The following is a 19,177-nucleotide window of genomic DNA, read 5'->3' as shown; positions in this document are numbered from 1 at the left end:
ATCAAAATGAAAACAAAAACAATCAAAATTATTATCATCATTGCAGTATTGGCAATTAGGTTCCAGAATTATGCTAATGCGCAAGAGTCAAAAGAAAACACCTTTACAGACCCTAGAGATGGTAAAGCGTATAAAACAGTAACTATTGGCTCACAAGTTTGGTTTGCTGAAAACTTTGCTTACCTGCCAGAGGTGGATACTGTAAATATTTCGGTTTATGGTTACAAGGGCAATTCGGTTAAAAAAGCAAAAAAAACAGCATCTTATAAAACATACGGTGCACTCTATTCTTGGGAAAAGGCAAATGAGTTAGCACCCGAGGGATGGCGACTACCAACTGATGCTGATTGGATGCAGTTGGAAACAGCTGTCGGAATGCCCAAAGAGATAGTAGCGAAAAATGGTTGGAGGGGTAATGAAAAAAGTATTATTGCTTTAAAAGAAAATGGAAGTTCTGGATTTGACATAAGGTTTGCTGGCTGGAGAACGGATTATGGTGACTTTAGATTTCAAAATGAACATGCCAATTTTTGGGTAGCAGATGCTCACGATATTACAAGAGCACATGAAAGGTTGATGGGGGTGAATAACCCAAAAATAGGACGTGAATATGGTAATAAGGGTTGCGGTTTTAGTGTAAGGTATGTGAGGGATATTCCTGCTAAAGAATACATCACATATCCTGAAAAGGAGTGGGAAATGATGGAAGATGTTTCCAAGTTTGGCTGGAGCCAAGATAAAATTAACCAACTATACAGATATGCTATTGACAGTACAAATGCTACGGGTATTATTGTGATTCAAAGCGGTAAAATGATTTATGATTATGGGGACACTCATGAATTGAGTTACATAGCATCTGTTAGAAAAAGTTTACTGTCAATGCTGTATGGAAAATATGTGGAGAATGGAACTATAGATTTAAACAAGACACTTAAAGAATTGAACATTGATGATGTTGGAGGTCTGTTAGATATTGAAAAGGAAGCCAAAATAATAGATATTCTACAATCTAAATCAGGGGTGTTTCATCCTGCTAGTAACCCAGGAGGTAATGAATGGTTGTTTCCAGAACGTGGGAGTAAAAAACCAGGAACTTATTTTATATACAACAATTGGGACTTCAACGTAGCAGGTCACATTTTCGAACAGGAAACAGGTCAAGACATTTACAAAGCTTTCGAAATAGATATTGCAAAAAAAATAGACTTCCAACAATGGGATATAACCAAACAACAAAAATCAGGAGACACACGCAAATCTAAATTTAAAGCCTATCATTTTGAATTATCTACCAGAGATATGGCAAGACTTGGTTATCTAATGCTTCGAAAGGGTCAATGGAAAAATGAACAAGTGATACCAGAATCTTGGGTAGAAAAAATGACTACGATAACTACAAGCTATGAAGATATGTATAAAGTCGACCCGAGACTAAAAGATTGGCCTTGGTGGAAATGGGGACAAGGACTTATGTGGCGCATTTGGGACAGTCCAAATTTAAAGCCAGAATTTAAAGGAGCATATACGGCTACTGGAAATCAAGGGCAATATATCACAGTTATTCCATCAATGGATATTGTTGTGGCTCTAAAAACAAAAGGAATTTATGGCAGAAGAACTGATAAAGAAACGTATGAACGCTTTTTAAACAAATTGTTTGAAGCCAAATTATATGACATAAAGATAGTGTCATTGGCAAATTCCCTATTTGAAATCATAAATGATAAAGGAATAGAAGAAGGTCTCAAGCATTACGAAAAATATAAGAATTCTAAAGACTACACCCTTAAAGAAAGTGAAATGAATACAATCGGCTATAGTTTATTACAAGCTGGTAAAATCAAGGAAGCTATAGAGGTTTTTAAACTTAATGTAGCAGCATTTCCTAGTTCTGGAAATGTATATGACAGTTTAGGAGAAGCCTATATGAAAGCTGGAAATAAAAAACTCGCAATTGAAAACTATAAAAAGTCTATTGAAATAGATCCAACAAATATTAATGGAGAAAAGATTTTAGAAAAACTAAAATCAAAAAATTAACTGGAATTTATGTCATTACCCAATTTAACTTATCTCTATTTTATAATGACTTTTTTGTTTTGTTTTTCAAGTTGTAAAAACACTACAAAAAGTAAAATATTTGTAGACAAACAATACAATGAAAATCAAATTATCAATCTATCAGACAGCTTAAAACCATACATAAAATACAACAAAGATTTGTTAGCATTTACCAATGCCACGATAGTGGATGGAACAGGTAAAGCTTTAAAACAAAATCAAACACTAATCATTAAGAATGGAATTTTCAAAGAGATGGGCAATGATGCTGATATTAAAATTCCTCATAATGCTACAACGATTAACCTAAAAGGAAAAACAATCATACCCGGTATAGTAGGCATGCACAACCACTTACATATTCCTAGATTTCCTGATGTTGGTGACGTAGCTGCTAAATTATATTTAGCTTCTGGGGTCACAACCATACAGACCTGTGGCGCGGCATCACCTTATAATGAATTGGAACTGTCAAAACGAATAAAAGACGCTAAACAAGTTGGACCCGAAATCATCCCTAGCGCGCCTTTTATAACTGGACAAGGTGGTAACCCTAATATGATTATTCCAAGAGATACTGAACATCTGAAAGACACCATGAAACATTGGTTAGACCAAGGTGTAAAATGGTTTAAAGTCTATCGAAATACAAATCCAGATGATTTAAAAACAATTATCGAAGTTGCCCATAATAATCAAGCAAAAGTAAGAGGACATTTATGTTCAATAACCTTTGAAGAAGCTACAAAACTAGGAATAGATGCAATCGAACATGGCTTAAACAGCACAAGTGATTTTAGAACCAATAAAGATTATGGACAGTGTAATGGTGGTCGCGAATATATGGATGATTTAATTATTGACAGCCCAGAAGTAAAGCGACTACAACAGTTAATGATAGATAATAAGGTCTTTTTAACCTCAACAGTATCTATTTATGAAGCCAGCATACCCAACAGAGCCTTTGCAGATAAAAGAACTATAAAAGCAATGTCGCCTTTTTTACAAGACCAATACAAGGAACGAAGAGCAAGTTTTGATAAACAAATGAATGATAGTATAAGAAACAACAGATTAAAAAGAATCATGCAGTTCGAATATCAGTATTACAAAATGGGCGGTTTATTATGTGCGGGTGTAGATGCGGGCAGACATGTGCTTCCAGGTTTTGGTGACCAAAGAAATTACGAACTACTTATTGAAGCTGGTTTTAAAACAGAAGAAGCCATTCAGATTATGACGGGCAACGGAGCAAAAGCATTGGAACGTCAAGACGTTGGAACCATTCAAGTAGGTAAAAGAGCCGATTTTGTAATCCTGAACGGAAATTTGGAAAAAGATGCTACTCTAATTAAAAATGTGGAAACCGTATTCAAAAAAGGGATTGGTTATAACCCTGAATCAATTTTGGAAACTATAGAAGAGCAGTTTGGCAAAGAATAAGAATTACAACAAAAAAATTCAAATAGTAGATATGACAAATAATAATACAAGAACCGTGAGCAAAGCAAAAACGTTAACCGTTTTTATCCTGTCCATCATTTTTGGCTATGCACTTTTTATCATTCCGGATGTATTCTTTGGAGTAACAAAAATCAACGGTGGTAAAAAAGGTATCAATTTATTGTTTATGGCCCTATTTCAGCTTTTTTCCATTACGGCATTACTGTATGGGTCGCTAAAACTTTTGAAAAAAGACTTTAAATATATCGGTTTCCAATTCGTAAACCTTAAAAAGGATTTGCTTTTGGGTATTGGTTTTGGAGCGTTATGGACCGTCTTACAGTTTACTCTATTGATTCCCAACACAGGAGGAGCAAATCGCGAGGATATCAAGGGCATGCTGGAGATGTATGATGGTAGCATCCTAGGGCTTCTATCATTTATCGCTCTTGGTGTGATTGGTGGTGGTATTACCGAAGAGTTTTTCAATAGAGGCTATTTTATCAATATCCTCAAAGATGTTTTTAAGAACCCAAAAACAGGTTTGTGGATATCTGCCATCCTGTCCATTGTTATATTTTCATTTGGTCATATGCCGGTTACAGCACTGGATTGGTTTGATATCCTGGTACCGACAATTATGTACACCTTGTTATTTATTTTAACAAAAAGACTTACTGCATCTATTGTGGCGCATGGAGTTTATAATATGTCTGCAATCATCCTAACGTATTATATGTATTCCGTTTAGTATTTAACAAATTATCAATCAAAAAAATGAAAAAATCACTTCTAATCGCTCTGATTATCCTTTCAGCTTGTAAGGAAAAAAAGAAAAAAGTAACGACATCGACAGATGTAAATAAAGATTCTATCGCACAAATAGAATGTATTGAAAAAAATCTTGTACCAGTTCATTACTTAAAGGGTATGGACCATAAAAAGTCAATACCTCAAATTATGCGGGAAGACGATATTGCAGGGGTAAGTATCGCCTTTTTTGATAATGGTAAGATCTCTTGGCAAAAAACCTATGGATATTCCAATCTTTCAGATTCTATAAAGGTTACCCCCAATACCGTCTTTAATGGTGCTTCTTTAAGTAAGCCTGTTACCGCATTAGCAGCCTTAAATTTAGTGGAAAAAGGCGTTTTATCATTAAACGCTGACGTCAACAAGTATCTTGAAGGATGGAAAATCCCTGAAAATGAATTTACAGAACAAGAAAAAGTTACCCTAAAACGTCTTATTGGTCATCGGGCAGGTTTCGAAAGATATGTACAGTCATCTTATTTCCCAAATGAAGAATTTCCAACGATAACCCAGATGTTGACAGGAGAAAAACCGTCTGTGGATCCACCTGTTTCAGTAGTCTATGTTCCTGGCCAAAAGCAAGTGTATTCTAATCCAGGCTATTCAGTCATTGAAAAACTCATTGAGGATATCACTAACAAGGAATTTAATGATGTCATGACTGAATTGATATTTGAGCCGTGTGATATGAACAATAGCTCATTCGAACAGCCTGTTCCAAAACACATTTCACAGCAAATGGCTACAGGATATACTAATGATTTAGAACCCTACCCTTATAAATTGTTTCCTTATAAAGCAGCAGGAGGCATTTGGACCACCCCTACCGATTTGGCAAATTTTTTAGTGACCGTTTTGGATGACCATCATGCAAATACCAATACCATTTTATCAAAAAGAATGACGGATAGTGTGTTCGCTAAAACCACTGAAAGGCTAGGATTCGCAAAAATTTACAATGATAAAAGCACAGATTTAGTCTTTGAACACTGGGGAAGTAATTCAGGCTTTACCTGCTATATGGTAGGTTCACTTAATCATAAACAAGGTGTGGTTATTATGACCAATAGCGATAACGGAATGTCCTTGATGAGCTATATCGCTAGAGCTGTTGCGGCTGCAAATAATTGGGACTTTTTACAGCCAAAGATATATAATAGGTTTTTAATGAACGAAGTGGAAATGAACAAGTTCAAAGGAAAGTTTAAAGGAGGCGAAGAGATATTGGAATTTGAAGTTATTGAAGAAGAGCTTAATTTTTTAAATGAAACAGGCGCTTCATCAAAATTGGTGCCTGTGGCAGAAAACATATTCATTCAACCAAACAACAACACACTTTATGAATTTTTAAAGAATAAGGATGGCGAAATAAGGTATGTACGTATGACCAAGGCAGATGGATACAATAGCGATTATCTGAAACAATAAAAAATCAAATGAAAAAGAATATTCTAATTTGTTTCCTACTTATCAGTATCGGGTTTACCTCATGTAACACTAACGATAAAACGATACTAACGGTTAAAGCGAATCAAGTAAACCCAACAGAACTTAATCGTTTTATTCAACATCAATTAGATTCACTCAACGTTGCAGGCTTGTCCATTGCGATCATACATAACAATAAAGTCGTATATAACAATGCTTTTGGGTTTAAAAATCTGGTTACACAAGAAAAATGCACCCAAAACACACTCTTTGAAGCCTGTTCCCTCTCTAAACCTGTGTTTGCATACTTCGTAATGCTACAAGTAAAAAACGGTACCATCGATTTAGATAGACCCCTTTACGAGTATTTGCCAAATGCTGATCTGGCAGCTGATGAACGTTATAAAAAAATGACGGCTCGAATGGTATTGTGCCATACGTCGGGTCTGCCCAATTGGCGTGATCAAACTGATGGAGAGTTAAAATTATTGTTCGAGCCTGGAACCAAATTTGGGTATTCTGGCGAAGGCTACCAATACTTGAAAGATGTTCTGAAACACCTTTTAAACCTTGATGATAAAGGTTTAAATAAGCTATTTCAGGAACAAGTTGTAAAACCGTTGAATCTTGATTTTATGCAGTTTACTTGGCAGGAAAATTTCTCTTTAAAAAAGTCTTATGGACATAGAAATGGTAAACCTACCCAAAATGGCCCAAAATTTTTGAGAAAAGGAAGAAATGAGTTTGGAGCTGCATATAGCCTTCATACGACTTCCAAAGATTATGCTAAATTCTTGATCCATATGATGAATCCCAAATCCGATAATAAAGAAATCGTTGAGGAGATGCTTTCGTTGCAAGAGAGCATGCCCAATGAAGATGGTGAACGGCACCGTAGCATAGCATTTCCCGTAAAGCAAGTGGATAGCTCATTGCGCTATTTCCATTCTGGTAACAATGGAGATTTTAGGGCCTATTGCCAATTTTATAAGGATAAAGGCTATGGCCTGGTTATGTTTAGTAATAGCGATAACTTTTTCTCCTCAAATTGTGCGCAGAATATTCTTGAATATTTGGACGATAAATGGTTTTATGCATAGTACGTATAACGATAAATTAAATAGATTAAAATGAAATTATATGGAATTATAACGCTTTGCTTTTTAATGGCATTTTGGGTGTTGGGAAATCCAAAAAGCAACCAACAACAACTTATATATCTTGGTCAGACCCCACCAACATCAATACCAAAGATTTTTGCGCCAGGACTCATTTCAAAAGCGGATGAATCCGAATTCGGCTCGGTTTTTAATAAAGATGCCACCGAATTTTATTTTGGAGTTGATGTTAACGGGAAGGCAGAAATACGATACACTAAGTTAGAAGGTAGCATTTGGAGCAAACCTAAAGTATTGCTGTCTCAAGATACGTACAGTTTAAACGACCCTTTTCTATCACCCGATGAAAGCAGACTCTACTTTATATCCAATAATGCTTTAGAAGGTGACGATATAAAAGAAGATTATGATATCTGGTATATTGAAAGAGAGGGTAACAAATGGAATCCAAAATTGATTCGTGCTAGCCCGAATATCAACACCGACAAAAACGAATACTACATGTCGTTTGCAGAAAATGGAAGCATGTATTTTTCTTCCAATAAAAACGCTCCAATAAACAGAAAACATGATTTTAACATCTATGTTTCCGTATTTAAACAAGGTGCATTCCAAAAGCCAAAACTACTTGGTAATTCAATAAATACAGGGGCTTACGAAGCAGATGTATTTGTCTCTCCCGATGAATCTTATATTATATTTTGTAGCATTAGAGAAGAGGGATATGGACAGGGAGATTTGTACATCAGTTTTAAGGATGATAATGATAATTGGTCAAAAGCCACAAACATGGGAGCAGTTATCAATACAACAGGTCATGAACTCTGTCCCTTTGTAACCAAAGATGGTAAATATTTGTTCTACACAAGTAATCAAGATATTTACTGGGTAGATGCGAATGTAATTCAGCAACTAAAAAATCAAAACAATTAATAAAATTCAAACACTATAAGTAATGTACCACCCAAGACTTTATGGAGAATTCTACGAGATGGGATTGAAATATGGAAGTTTGCTCCATGATAAGGCTAAATTCTCTTTACCAAAAATTAGCAAAGAAAAAATCACTTTCGGGATGGAGTCTTACAAAGAATTAAAAAACTTTTCACCTGAAGTAATAGAAGAAATAAAAGGTTTCGCCGAAGGGATTAAAGATAAACCAGAACATGTAGGTGCTTTTTTATTAAGCCTAGGTGTGTTCAATACTACTGGGCAATGTAGTGTGTTTGCATTCAGGAATAATAACGCTGTTGTCTTTGGTAGAAATTATGATATGCTTTACCAGTTTAAAAAGTTTACAGAAAGTAGCTTAATTGCCCCTAAAGACAAATATGCTTATATCAGTCAGTCAGATGTTTTTATTGGGCGCTCGGATGGAATAAATGAAAAAGGCTTAGCTGTTGCCATGTCGTTTGTAAATGGCACAAAAATTCAACCAGGAATAAGTTTTCACTTCATAATAAGAAAAGTTTTAGAAGAATGTGAATCTACAGAACAAGCTGTGGATGTAATTCTAAACACAAAAGTATCTTCTGCAAACAACTTTTTGGTTGCTGATAAGACAGGCGATTTAACAGTAGTGGAATCTTGTCCTCAAAAAGCAATGGTAAGAAAACCAAATCACGATGAGAATTTTATAACCATAACAAATCAATTCCAGTTAAGCGAAATGAAAAAGTTTGATGCAAATGGTGTCGAATGGAGTAAAAGTAAAGAACGTTATGAAGGATTGGAAAAACAATTAAAAAATCTAGAAGAAATTGACCTTCTGAAAGCCAAAGCAATTTTATCTGATAAATGTGTGTGTTTGGATTTAAAAAAACAACAATTTGGGACGATTTGGTCTGTAGTTTCAAATCTCAATTCCCTAACAATAGAAAGAGCGGAAACAAAACCTAAAACAACAAATTTCAAACCTGAAACGAGATTGGATTGGTGGCTAAACAAGAGAGATATTAATATTTCAAAAACCATGAAAAAATAAAAAATGAGAAAACATCTTTTTATAATATTATTCTCTGTTTTGGCACATCTAGGTTTTGCGCAACAAAAGTCCATATCCATCACTATTGATGATGTACCCAATACAACCAAATACCAAAAGGATAATTTCAGTCCAATGCTGTTAAACGTACTAGACTCTTTAAAAGTACCCTTTACCATATTTATCAATGAGGATAAAATTTATAAAACAGAATGGTTAGATAGAAACAAGGGGTTATTGGAGGAGTGGATTAAAAATGAGCACGCTATTATCGGCAACCATACCTTTAGCCATTCCAGATATTCAGAAGTCGGTTTTGAAAGTTTTGTAAAAGATATAGAAAAAGGTGAAAGTCTAACAAAACCATATGCTTCCAAGTATAATAAGGCGGTCAAGTTTTTCCGATTTCCATTTAACGATCTGGGTAAAGATTCGACCCAGCATATACACATTAGAGAATATCTTAAATCAAAAAAATATACCATAGCCCCTTTCACGGTTGAAAGTTCAGATTGGATGTTCGATACCGTGTATAAATACTATTTGGATAATGGAGAAACCGAAAAGGCAAAATCCATTGGTGAGCAATATGTAGATAAGACCATAGAACTAGTACATTTTTATGAGAGGATGGCTACTTCAATCTATAAGCGACCAATTCAACACATTTATTTGTGCCATGACAATGCTATTAATGCCGATTATTTAGTAGAAATCATTTCAAGATTAAAACAAGAGAACTTCAACATTGTAAGCTTTGAAGAATCATTAAAAGACCCCATATACAAGCAAAAGGATACCTATTATAAAAAATGGGGAATCAGTTGGCTATATCGATATATGGATACACAAGAAGAACGCATAAAATGGATGAAACAAGAGCCTGATATATCTAAAATAGAAGCACTATACAATCAAATAAACAAGTAAAAACACGAATATGAAAAAAGTAATATTTCTACTGTTATTAATCCTCGTTGGTTTAAATGACAATGTAATCGCGCAAGACAATCCGCAATCAAATCAAACCATTATCAGATTAACAATAGTAAAGGATAATGATAAAATTTTAATGAGAAAAACAAAGTTTGGTTGGATGACACCAGCTGTTTACTACAAAGAGAGACAAACTATCAGTGAAGTTTTGGATAGTATTTCAGGAGTATATGGTATAACAATCTCTAACCCCAATTTAAAAGGACTCTTTACCTATAAATATGATTTCAAGTCTACTTCTGATATGCGTCAGCTTTATGTTGCTAATTATAAAAGTGGCCAACTTAAACCAAAAGTAGGTGAAGAAGAAATTTACTGGATGCCAATAAAAGAGGCTCTTAATAAGCTTGAAAGCACTGTTCCCTCTTTAATGCAAATGACTAAACAAATTTTGGATTATCCCAATACCCTTTGGGGAGGCTCTTTCATACTTTTTAGGGAAAAAAATAAAATAAATTCAAGAATGGAAGAAGAGTTTTACCCTTTGTTTAAAATATAAAATGAACTCTAAAAAAAATTAACCTATTTATTAAATAAACACAAACATCATGAATCTAAAATCATTCAATTTAATCAAATCAATGCTTACAATTTTTGCAATCAGTATCATCACATCGTGTTCTAGCGATGATGACAATAATCCCTGTGAAACCAGCACATTAGCTGTAACGGCTATAGCAGAAGAGTATACAATAAATGCTACAGCCACAGGTGGTGTTGAGCCTTATGAGTATTCTATAGATGGTACTACATTTCAATCAGCCGATACCTTTGAGGATGTCGAATTAGGTGATTACACCTTAACAGTTAGAGATGCCAATAACTGTACATCCACAACAAGTGTTTCAGAAGCACATTTAAATTCGTTATTAGATGAACGAGACGGGCAACGCTACAAAATTGTAAAAATAGGAAATCAAATTTGGTTGGCAGAAAACTTTAATTTCAATACCAACACAGCAACCGAAACCACCTCATGGTGTTATGACGATGTCGCTGCAAACTGTGACACTCATGGTAGACTTTATACTTGGGAGGCAGCTTCACAAGTAGCACCAGAAGGATGGGGATTGCCTACTCAAGGTCATTGGCAAGCTTTAATTAATCAGGTAGGAGAAAATGTGGCGCATACAGAACTTATAAATGGTGAGTTTCATTCATTGTTCGGAGGAGTAAGAACAGATAATGGCACTTTTACCAATTCTGGCGTTTGGGGTTATTATTGGACTTCAACTGCTGTTGATGATGCTTATAATTATATATATGCTATCAGTGATAATGTCGCTAGTGAAGGACAAAGCTTTTCTAGTTGGGCAATGAGTGTAAGGCTTATAAAACTACAAAGTAGTTAATAAAATATCCTATTCGTTACGGTTTTATCGCATAAATGACATATTAATGAGAGTAGTTAAAATTACCAAATACGGCACACTTGATGTACTCAAGCTTGACTGTTTGGAAAAACCTAAACCTAAAGATGATGAGGTATTAGTAAAGATAAAGGCCATACCTATTACTACTGAAGATCCATTACAAAGAAAGGGCAAGCCATATTTTACCAGATTGTTTTTAGGCCTTACAAAACCCAAAAGATCAGTAATAGGAGCCGAATTTTCGGGTCGGATAGAAGCAATAGGTAAGAATGTCACCCTTTTTGATATTGGCGATAGCGTATTTGGTCATTCAGGTTCCAATTTAGGCTGTTATGCAGAATATGTATGTGTTAAACAAAACGGTCTTATTTTAAAAAGACCTCTAAATATGAACGATGAAGAGGTGGCGCCAGTTTGTACATTCATGGCAGCATGGAATTTTATGGTAGTATTAGCTAATGTGAAGCCTAATCAAAATGTTCTTATCAATGGAGCTTCTGGGACAGTTGGTTCTGCAGCTGTTCAAATAGCTAAATCATTTGGGGCTATAGTAACGGGAGTTTGCAGTACAACTAATATTGAAGTCGTTAAATCCTTGGGGGCTGATCAGGTCATTGATTATACCACAGATAGCTTTACTGAAAATAATGAGTTATACGATATCATTTTCGATGTAGCTAACAAAAGTACATTTTCTCAATCAAAATACTCATTAACTAGAAACGGCATATATCTAAACCCTGTTCTTTCAGCTTCTATACTTGCACAAATGTTATGGACAAGGATATTTAGCCAAAAGAAAGTCAAGTTTTCTGCTACAGGACTTTTATCAATTTCAATACGAAAAGGATATTTAAAACAGATTGTTGAACTTTTTGAGAAAAATAAGTTAAAAACCATCATTGACAAAAGGTATTGTTTAGAACAAATTATAGAGGCTCACAGATATGTTGAAGGTGGTAATAAAAAAGGGAATGTCATTATTAATATGATTAACTAATAATTATTAGAAAATTTATAAAAAATTAGAAATGAAAGTGTTAAAAATAGTATTAATACTACTTATAATAAATCATTTAGGATTTGCACAAAGCATAGATACTCAAAAACTAGATAGCTATTTCAATACGCTAGAAGCAAATCAAAAATTCATGGGTAGTGTAGCGATTTTAAAAGACGGAAAAGTAATCTACAATAAACAAGTGGGTTATTCTGATATGGCATCGAAACAAAAACCTAATAAAGAAACAAAATACAGAATAGGGTCTGTTTCTAAAGTGTTTACAGCAACACTAATGTTTAAAGCTATTGAAGAAGGAAAAATATCTCTTAATCAAACAATAGAGAAGTATTTCCCTGAAATACAAAATGCAAACACTATCACCATTTTCCATCTTTTAAATCACAGAAGTGGAATTCATAGTTTCACCGATAGCAAAGAAGAATTTTTAAGCTATCACACTCAACCAAAAACTGAAACGGAAATGGTTAATATTATTACCAAAGGAGGTAGTGATTTTAAACCAGATGAAAAAGCAGCTTATAGTAATTCAAACTATGTATTACTGTCTTATATTTTGGAGAAGCTATACAATAAACCTTATAATCAGATTCTAGAGGATAAAATAACCAAACCTTTAAATCTAAATAATACGTTTTTTGGAAGTAAAATAAATCCGGAGGACAACGAAGCTTATGCATATCGTTTTGATAAAAAATGGAAGAAAACCGATGAATCACATCCTTCAATTAGTATGGGAGCAGGTGGAGTTGTATCCACACCTACCGATTTAGTGCACTTCATAGAAGCGCTGTTTAATAACAAAATTCTTTTACCGGAAAGTATAGCAAAAATGAAAACAATTCAGGACAAGTTTGGAATGGGACTTTTCAAAACAAAATACTATGATAAGGTAAGTTATGGTCACAATGGAGAAATTGATGGCTTTATTTCGGTTTTAAGATGTTTTCCTGATGAAAATATTGGGTTTGCAATTGTTTCAAACGGTCTTGACTATCCTATGAATTCAATTGAAGTAACCATCGTCAACAGTCTTTTTGATAAGCACTATGATATTCCAGACTTTAGAATTTATGAACCAAAATCTAAAGAGTTGAATCAATATTTAGGAGTCTATTCAAGCGAGACCTTTCCAGTAAAATTAACAGTAACTAGATCGGGCAATCAATTACACCTTCAAGCACCTGGCAATTCTGTAATGAATCTACAAGCTACAGCAAAAGGAGAATTTAAACACGAACCTGCGGGACTTACAATAATATTTGATATTGAAAAAAATCAAATGCAGATATCTCAAGGAGGTAAAATAAATGTATTAAATAAAGAATAAGCATATGAATACATTAAAAAACAACATAAAATTAGCCGGATTTCTTATCATTTTAGGGATGATAACTGGCATTTTAAGTATAGCTTCAGCAGTCGATTCTCCCAATTATTTAACAGAAGCTGCTGCTAATGCAACACAAGTATCAACCGCTGCTTTGTTCCAGTTCGTTTTATGCCTAACATACTTGGGTTTTGCAATATTGTTATATCCAATAGTGAAAAAGCATAACGAGAGGTTAGCGTTAGGCTTTTTAAGTTTCAGAATAATAGCAGGAGTCATTTTGATTATTGGCACTGTAATTTTGTTGTCGATTCTTGCAGTAAGTCAAGAATTTGTAAAAATTACTTCTGAAAACCAAATGGCATTTGAAGCTTTTGGAAATGTTCTAAAATCAACACGAGATTATATCAACCACATTTTTATGGTCTTTACCATTGGGGCAGGAAATCTAATGGTCTACATCCTGTTTTTAAAAGCAAAATTAATCCCTAAATGGCTTTCTGTTTGGGGGATATTAGGAACCATATTATCAATAGTAGCAAGTGTATTGCTTTTGTTTGGCATAGTTGAGGTCATTACTGTTGAGTATTTAGCTTTAAATGTTCCTACAGGACTTTTCGAGCTTGTATTGGGGATACGGCTAATCTTTAAAGGTTTTAACTCCCAAGGCCCTAAAAAAAAAGCGATTCTGAAATAAATTTTAAAAAACTATCAAAAAAAGAATACTAATTTAAATTACAAAAACAATGAAAACAACCTACTTAAAAAAATTAACAAAAAACATTTTATGGCTCTTAGCCACTTTCTTTTTTGTCGCAACACTTTCAGCACAACCAACTATTGGAACTACAACCTTTGATGGTACTGATGCTAACATAGCACCTTATAGCATATTTCCAAGAACGGGTTCGGTACAAGGTTGGGATTTTTACATGGATGGATATGATACAGGTGGACCAGGTGCAGGAGCTATATATCACAGCGGAACAACCAGTCCTAGTTATGTTAGTCTTTTTACCCAACAATATTTATCTAGCATACGCATTTCATCCGAAGAAGGCAGTGAGTTTGACCTAGATAACATAGTTATAGAGTGGGGAGACTTTACAGGCGATGTAAGCTTGAGAAGCTATCGAGATGGTAACTTTGTTGGCCAACTCACTATTTCTGCTACACAAGGTTATAACAATTACGATGTATCAAGCAACACCAATTTTGATAACATAGATCAAATAAGATTTTTGGGGTTTGGTGGGGTAAGCAATATGAATGTTAAAATAGACGAAATAACAATCAGCGCCTCATCATTATCAATAGATGAGTTTGATATTAATAGAAATGGCTTTGCCGTTTATCCCAATCCAACAACCGATTATATAAATGTGAAAAATGTTTATGATAAAGTTGACTATCAAATAATAGATATACAGGGTGCAGTTATTGTACAAGGAAAAATAAATCAAAATGACAGTGAAATCAATTTAACAAAGCTGCCTTTAGGTTTGTATTTTTTAAAAATAGACAATCAACAATCTATTAAAGTATTAAAATTATAATCAAATCGCATTTTATATAAGGTTAAAACTTAAATAAAAAGCAATCAAATAATTAAATTATGAATAAATTTTACTTTAAAAATCAATCAAAACCTATAATTGGGCTATTAGTAGTTTTCTTTTCGGTAACAATCCTTTCAGCGCAACCAACTATAGGGACTACATCCTTTGATGGTTCAAATACTAATATAGCCGGCTATAACATTCTACCACGTAGTGGTGCGATACAGGGCTGGTCTTTTTTTGTGGATGGTGAAGGTTCTGGATCCATAAATCATAATGGAGCCAATTCACCAAGTACCGTAGCCATTTTTGCGCAACAAGCTACCACTTTAAATATGGCATCAGACGATGGTAGTGAATTTAATTTAGATAGTATTATAATACAGTGGTTTAGCTTTTCAGGTAATTTTACAATGACAAGCTATAGAGATGGAAATAGTATTGGTGCTGTGGTATTAAGTGCATCAAGTAGCTTTTCAGATTATGACCTATCTAATAACGACGATTTTAAAAACATTGATGAGATTAGAATGACCGGTTTTAGTAATAGCAATATAACTGCTATAATTGACGAAGTAACAATCAGTACTGCAACACTCTCAAGCGAAACAATAACCCCTAATCAGAATAATGTTTCAATCTTTCCAAACCCAACAACAGATGTCTTAATCTTAAGAGGTGTTAAAAACATGATTCATTATAAAATTACTGATATACAGGGAGCTATGATTAAGCAAGGTAGTATAGATCAAAATAACAATGTGATGAGTCTAAAAGATGTTGATGCCGGTCTATATATACTGCAGTTAGATGATGAAAAACCAATAAAAGTTATTAAAAACTAATCTTAAACTATATATAGCAATTGCAAGTGTCAACAATGAACGTCTCAAACTATTTTCTTAATTTAACAAGAGTTAATAAGGAAGATACCATGTCTAGATTAAAAACAATAAGAGAGAAATTAAACATAACACAAGAAGAATTAGCCGAAAAATCTGGTGTTTCTGTAAGAACCATTCAGCGTATTGAAGCAGGAACTGAACCAAAAGGGTATACCTTAAAATCGCTTGCAAAGGCTTTAGAAATAGAAGAGAAATCCTTACTTCCAGAACAAGATGAAACAATAGAATCAGATTTAGGAGTACTTAAACTAATTAATTTTTCTGCTTTACCTTTTACAGTAATACCACCTCTAAATATTATTGTGCCACTCATAGTCATGTTTGTAAAAAAAGAGTTCAATGCAATAACAAAACAACTGGTTACAATTCAGATATTATGGACCATCATAGCGGTGATTATTTTTATGACGGCATCATTATTAAAAAATTGGTTAGACCTTAATAGTAAGTCTATACTTGTGGTTATGATTTTCTTACTGCTTTCAAACCTATTCATTGTTATTAGAAATGCATTTGAGATTGATAAAAACGGAAAACTCTTTTTTCAGCTCAAGTTCAGTATAATATAGCATTGGCGGGTGTTTGTCGTGCTATTGTCAGGTGCTTTTTTCATGCAATAATGTATTTTATTGAACATTTGCAAAAAATTATCATCAATCAAAGATTATCAAAAAATGAAGAAAATTAAAACAATCATTTTCGCTGTCGTTGCAACAGTATGTAGTGCACTACAAAGCAAAGCGCAAGTAGACAAAAATTCAGACCTCTTTAAAACTTTAAAAAAACAAGATAGTATCTTTTTTGAGAAGGGTTTTAACCAATGTGATTTAGAATATTTAGACAATCATATTGCAGAAGACTTAAAATTTTATCACGACCAAAGTGGATTTCAAGACAGAAACTCATTCTTTAATAATACTAAAAAATACATCTGTTCCAATCCGGATGTAAAGCCAATTCGTAAAGTCAATGCAAGCAGTTTGGAAGCCTTTCCTTTATTCAATAATGGAAAACTATATGGGGCCATTCAAAAAGGAGAACACAGTTTTTATATTAGAGAAAACGGCAAAGAAGATGTATTAACAAGCATCGCAATGTTTACCCATGTTTGGTTATTAAAAGGGGATGATTGGGTATTGAGTGAAGCATTGAGTTATGACCATCAAGACCCTTCAAAAAGTACTGTAAGAATAAATGAGATAGAACAGTTACTCAAAGATAATCATATTCCAGCATTGGGTTTGGGTATTATTGAGAATGGAAAACTTACAAAGGTTGAAGTATATGGCACGTTAGATAAAAACCAAAAAGCGCCTTATAATACCATTTTTAAAGTAGCGTCATTAACAAAGCCTGTATTTGCATTAACGGTGTTGAAACTAGTGGATAATGGACTCTTGGATATGAATGAACCTTTACACAAGTATTGGATAGACCCAGACTTAAAAAATGACAAAAGACACAAAAAGTTAACCCCTTTTTTGGTATTGACCCACCAAACAGGATTTCCTAATTGGAGGTATATGACCGATTCAAATAAGTTGCACTTTCAGTTTAATCCTGGTGAGAAATACCAATATTCTGGTGAAGGTTTTGAATATTTACGAAAAGCAGTTGAGAAAAAGTTGGAAAGGTCTATAGAAGAGTTGGCTCAAGAATTTCTTTTTAAACCTGCAGGAATGAATGATACAAGGTTCTGGTGGGACGATTTCATGGATGAATCGAGATATGCACAAAACTTTGACGAAAACGGAAATAATATTGAAACGGTTAAGTATTACGAGGCTAATGCAGCAGCTAATCTATTAACCACTGTCGAAGATTATGGAAGGTTTGTGGCTTATGTAATTAATGGAGCAGAACTTAATCAAGAGCTATTTCAAGAAATGAAAAAGCATCAAGTAAAATTGCGCGAAAACGACTTCTTTGGTTTTGGTTGGGAAATCCTAACAGGTTTTAGTGATGGTGAGTTTGCTATGTTACATACAGGTAAAGATCCCGGGGTAAGTACTTTGGCAATCATGTTTCCTCAATCCAAGAACGGATATATCGTATTTCTCAATGGAGACAATGTCAATAATATTTACGAATATTTACTCACCCAAAAGCTATATCTAGGTAATGAGTTGTGGGATAAAAGATAAAGTTTTAAAATAAGTTACTGATTGGTTCAAAAAATAGATCAATATTGTGTACAAAAAAAAGCCTTACAGAAATGTAAGGCTTTTTGTATTTTAAAAAAACAGTTCTTCTTTTAAACTGTAATATGATCCTGACCTTCAAATCTTTCATAAAGACTAGGATAATTTGATTTAAATGTGTCCTTTATAAATTCCAAAGGCAGATCTTCAAAATGACCATAATCTTCAATGTAGGTCATAAATTTATGGTCGTCTTTATTGTATTCTTGTAACACTGCATCTTCGGTACCATTAAAATCTAAAACATCTACATTGTAAATAGCACATAGTTCTTTATTAAACGCAGGCGAACATTTAACCCATTTGCCATTATAAAATACATCTACCAAACCATGAGGTGCCAGCTCGTTAGTGCCAATCACTTTTTCTAAACGCTCTGTAGCAATATGGTTAGATACTTTAGCTAAATGTAACCTTGCAGGAATATTGAAGGCGCGTAAACAAGCAATGTATAAAATGGCTTTATCAATGCAATGTCCATCTGACTTTTTTGTTTACAACCCGACCAGAAATTTGTATCGTTTTCTGGGATTGCTATTTGGGGTATTAAAGATAATAAACTTGCTGAATGTTGGGTAGAGCGTAGCGTATGTGAATTATATCAAAGATTAATAGCTGATAGGAACAATGGATTTGGTTGATTTTTAGTTTTGTACAATCTCTCTTAATAAGTAAAACTACTTATTAAGTGATAGAAGAACTTTTAAGAGTTATTTCATGATGTTTGAAAAGTTAAATAAATTATTATATTTACTTTGCAATATGTTCTAAATAAAAACCTTATTTAGTTTAATTATATTCTTTTAAAGAGTGTTTTTTTTGTTTTGATAACAATTGTGGTTGAGTCACTGGAATTGAGTTATAATTTAAAGGGAAAAATAAGAGAGATGAGTGGTTTTTTAAATAGGGTCTAAAAAATATCAGATTTTATAGGATTCGTTT

Annotated in this window: 17 protein-coding genes and 1 pseudogene; 17 read left to right on the top strand and 1 reads right to left on the bottom strand. The window is 33.7% G+C overall.

Going from position 1 to position 19,177, the window contains the following annotated elements:
- Window positions 1–6 precede the first annotated feature (6 nt).
- The 17 genes from ACQ0RB_RS12735 (at window position 7) to ACQ0RB_RS12655 (ending at window position 18,178) form a co-directional block, all read left to right on the top strand.
- Entirely contained in the window at window positions 7–2,043 is a 2,037-nt protein-coding gene (locus ACQ0RB_RS12735; protein ID WP_370000184.1) for an FISUMP domain-containing protein, read from the top strand.
- A gap of 9 nt (window positions 2,044–2,052) precedes the next feature.
- Window positions 2,053–3,507 (top strand): amidohydrolase family protein, encoded by a 1,455-nt coding sequence (locus ACQ0RB_RS12730; RefSeq protein WP_430498892.1) that lies wholly within the window; start codon window positions 2,053–2,055, stop codon window positions 3,505–3,507.
- Window positions 3,494–4,258 carry a CPBP family intramembrane glutamic endopeptidase gene (locus ACQ0RB_RS12725; protein WP_430498890.1) on the top strand — a complete coding sequence of 255 codons (765 nt, stop codon included), beginning with the start codon at window positions 3,494–3,496 and terminating at the stop codon, window positions 4,256–4,258. Before ACQ0RB_RS12730 ends, ACQ0RB_RS12725 begins: the two co-directional genes overlap by 14 nt.
- Window positions 4,259–4,284: 26 nt before the next feature.
- On the top strand, window positions 4,285–5,748 hold the full coding sequence (locus ACQ0RB_RS12720) for a serine hydrolase domain-containing protein (protein ID WP_430498888.1): 1,464 nt from the start codon (window positions 4,285–4,287) through the stop codon (window positions 5,746–5,748).
- Window positions 5,749–5,756: 8 nt separating this feature from the next.
- On the top strand, window positions 5,757–6,848 hold the full coding sequence (locus tag ACQ0RB_RS12715) for a serine hydrolase domain-containing protein (protein ID WP_430498886.1): 1,092 nt from the start codon (window positions 5,757–5,759) through the stop codon (window positions 6,846–6,848).
- 30 nt (window positions 6,849–6,878) lie between these two features.
- On the top strand, window positions 6,879–7,799 hold the full coding sequence (locus ACQ0RB_RS12710; RefSeq protein ID WP_430498884.1) for a hypothetical protein: 921 nt from the start codon (window positions 6,879–6,881) through the stop codon (window positions 7,797–7,799).
- A gap of 22 nt (window positions 7,800–7,821) precedes the next feature.
- Window positions 7,822–8,850, top strand: a complete 1,029-nt coding sequence (locus ACQ0RB_RS12705) for a C45 family autoproteolytic acyltransferase/hydolase (protein WP_430498882.1) — start codon at window positions 7,822–7,824, stop codon at window positions 8,848–8,850.
- Between the two features lie 3 nt (window positions 8,851–8,853).
- Window positions 8,854–9,780, top strand: a complete 927-nt coding sequence (locus ACQ0RB_RS12700; protein ID WP_430498880.1) for a polysaccharide deacetylase family protein — start codon at window positions 8,854–8,856, stop codon at window positions 9,778–9,780.
- Window positions 9,781–9,790: 10 nt separating this feature from the next.
- Window positions 9,791–10,345 (top strand): hypothetical protein, encoded by a 555-nt coding sequence (locus ACQ0RB_RS12695; RefSeq protein ID WP_430498878.1) that lies wholly within the window; start codon window positions 9,791–9,793, stop codon window positions 10,343–10,345.
- A 49-nt stretch (window positions 10,346–10,394) separates the two neighbouring features.
- Window positions 10,395–11,198 (top strand): FISUMP domain-containing protein, encoded by an 804-nt coding sequence (locus tag ACQ0RB_RS12690; RefSeq protein ID WP_430498877.1) that lies wholly within the window; start codon window positions 10,395–10,397, stop codon window positions 11,196–11,198.
- A gap of 46 nt (window positions 11,199–11,244) precedes the next feature.
- Window positions 11,245–12,219 (top strand): NAD(P)-dependent alcohol dehydrogenase, encoded by a 975-nt coding sequence (locus tag ACQ0RB_RS12685; protein WP_430498875.1) that lies wholly within the window; start codon window positions 11,245–11,247, stop codon window positions 12,217–12,219.
- Between the two features lie 31 nt (window positions 12,220–12,250).
- Window positions 12,251–13,570, top strand: a complete 1,320-nt coding sequence (locus tag ACQ0RB_RS12680) for a serine hydrolase domain-containing protein (protein WP_430498874.1) — start codon at window positions 12,251–12,253, stop codon at window positions 13,568–13,570.
- A 4-nt stretch (window positions 13,571–13,574) separates the two neighbouring features.
- The gene (locus ACQ0RB_RS12675; protein WP_430498872.1) at window positions 13,575–14,267 is read left to right on the top strand and encodes a DUF4386 domain-containing protein; all 693 of its coding nucleotides are present in this window, start codon (window positions 13,575–13,577) and stop codon (window positions 14,265–14,267) included.
- Between the two features lie 49 nt (window positions 14,268–14,316).
- The gene (locus ACQ0RB_RS12670) at window positions 14,317–15,126 is read left to right on the top strand and encodes a T9SS type A sorting domain-containing protein (protein ID WP_430498870.1); all 810 of its coding nucleotides are present in this window, start codon (window positions 14,317–14,319) and stop codon (window positions 15,124–15,126) included.
- Between the two features lie 59 nt (window positions 15,127–15,185).
- A complete protein-coding gene (locus ACQ0RB_RS12665) occupies window positions 15,186–15,974 on the top strand; it encodes a T9SS type A sorting domain-containing protein (protein ID WP_430498869.1) in 789 nt (262 codons plus the stop codon).
- Window positions 15,975–16,063: 89 nt separating this feature from the next.
- Window positions 16,064–16,603, top strand: coding sequence for a helix-turn-helix domain-containing protein (locus ACQ0RB_RS12660; RefSeq protein WP_430498867.1), 540 nt, complete (start codon window positions 16,064–16,066; stop codon window positions 16,601–16,603).
- Window positions 16,604–16,708: 105 nt separating this feature from the next.
- Window positions 16,709–18,178: a serine hydrolase domain-containing protein gene (locus ACQ0RB_RS12655; RefSeq protein WP_430498865.1), complete on the top strand. Its 1,470-nt coding sequence runs from the start codon at window positions 16,709–16,711 to the stop codon at window positions 18,176–18,178.
- Window positions 18,179–18,288: 110 nt separating this feature from the next.
- Here the strand turns inward: ACQ0RB_RS12655 and ACQ0RB_RS12650 are convergent.
- Window positions 18,289–18,708 (bottom strand): annotated as a pseudogene (locus tag ACQ0RB_RS12650) (transglutaminase); the annotation flags it as partial.
- Between the last annotated feature and the right edge of the window lie 469 nt (window positions 18,709–19,177).

It is taken from the genome of Gaetbulibacter sp. PBL-D1, assembly GCF_050509525.1.
GTDB classification, from domain to species: Bacteria; Bacteroidota; Bacteroidia; order Flavobacteriales; family Flavobacteriaceae; genus Gaetbulibacter_B; species Gaetbulibacter_B jejuensis.
This window is presented reverse-complemented; position numbering and strand designations above follow the sequence as displayed.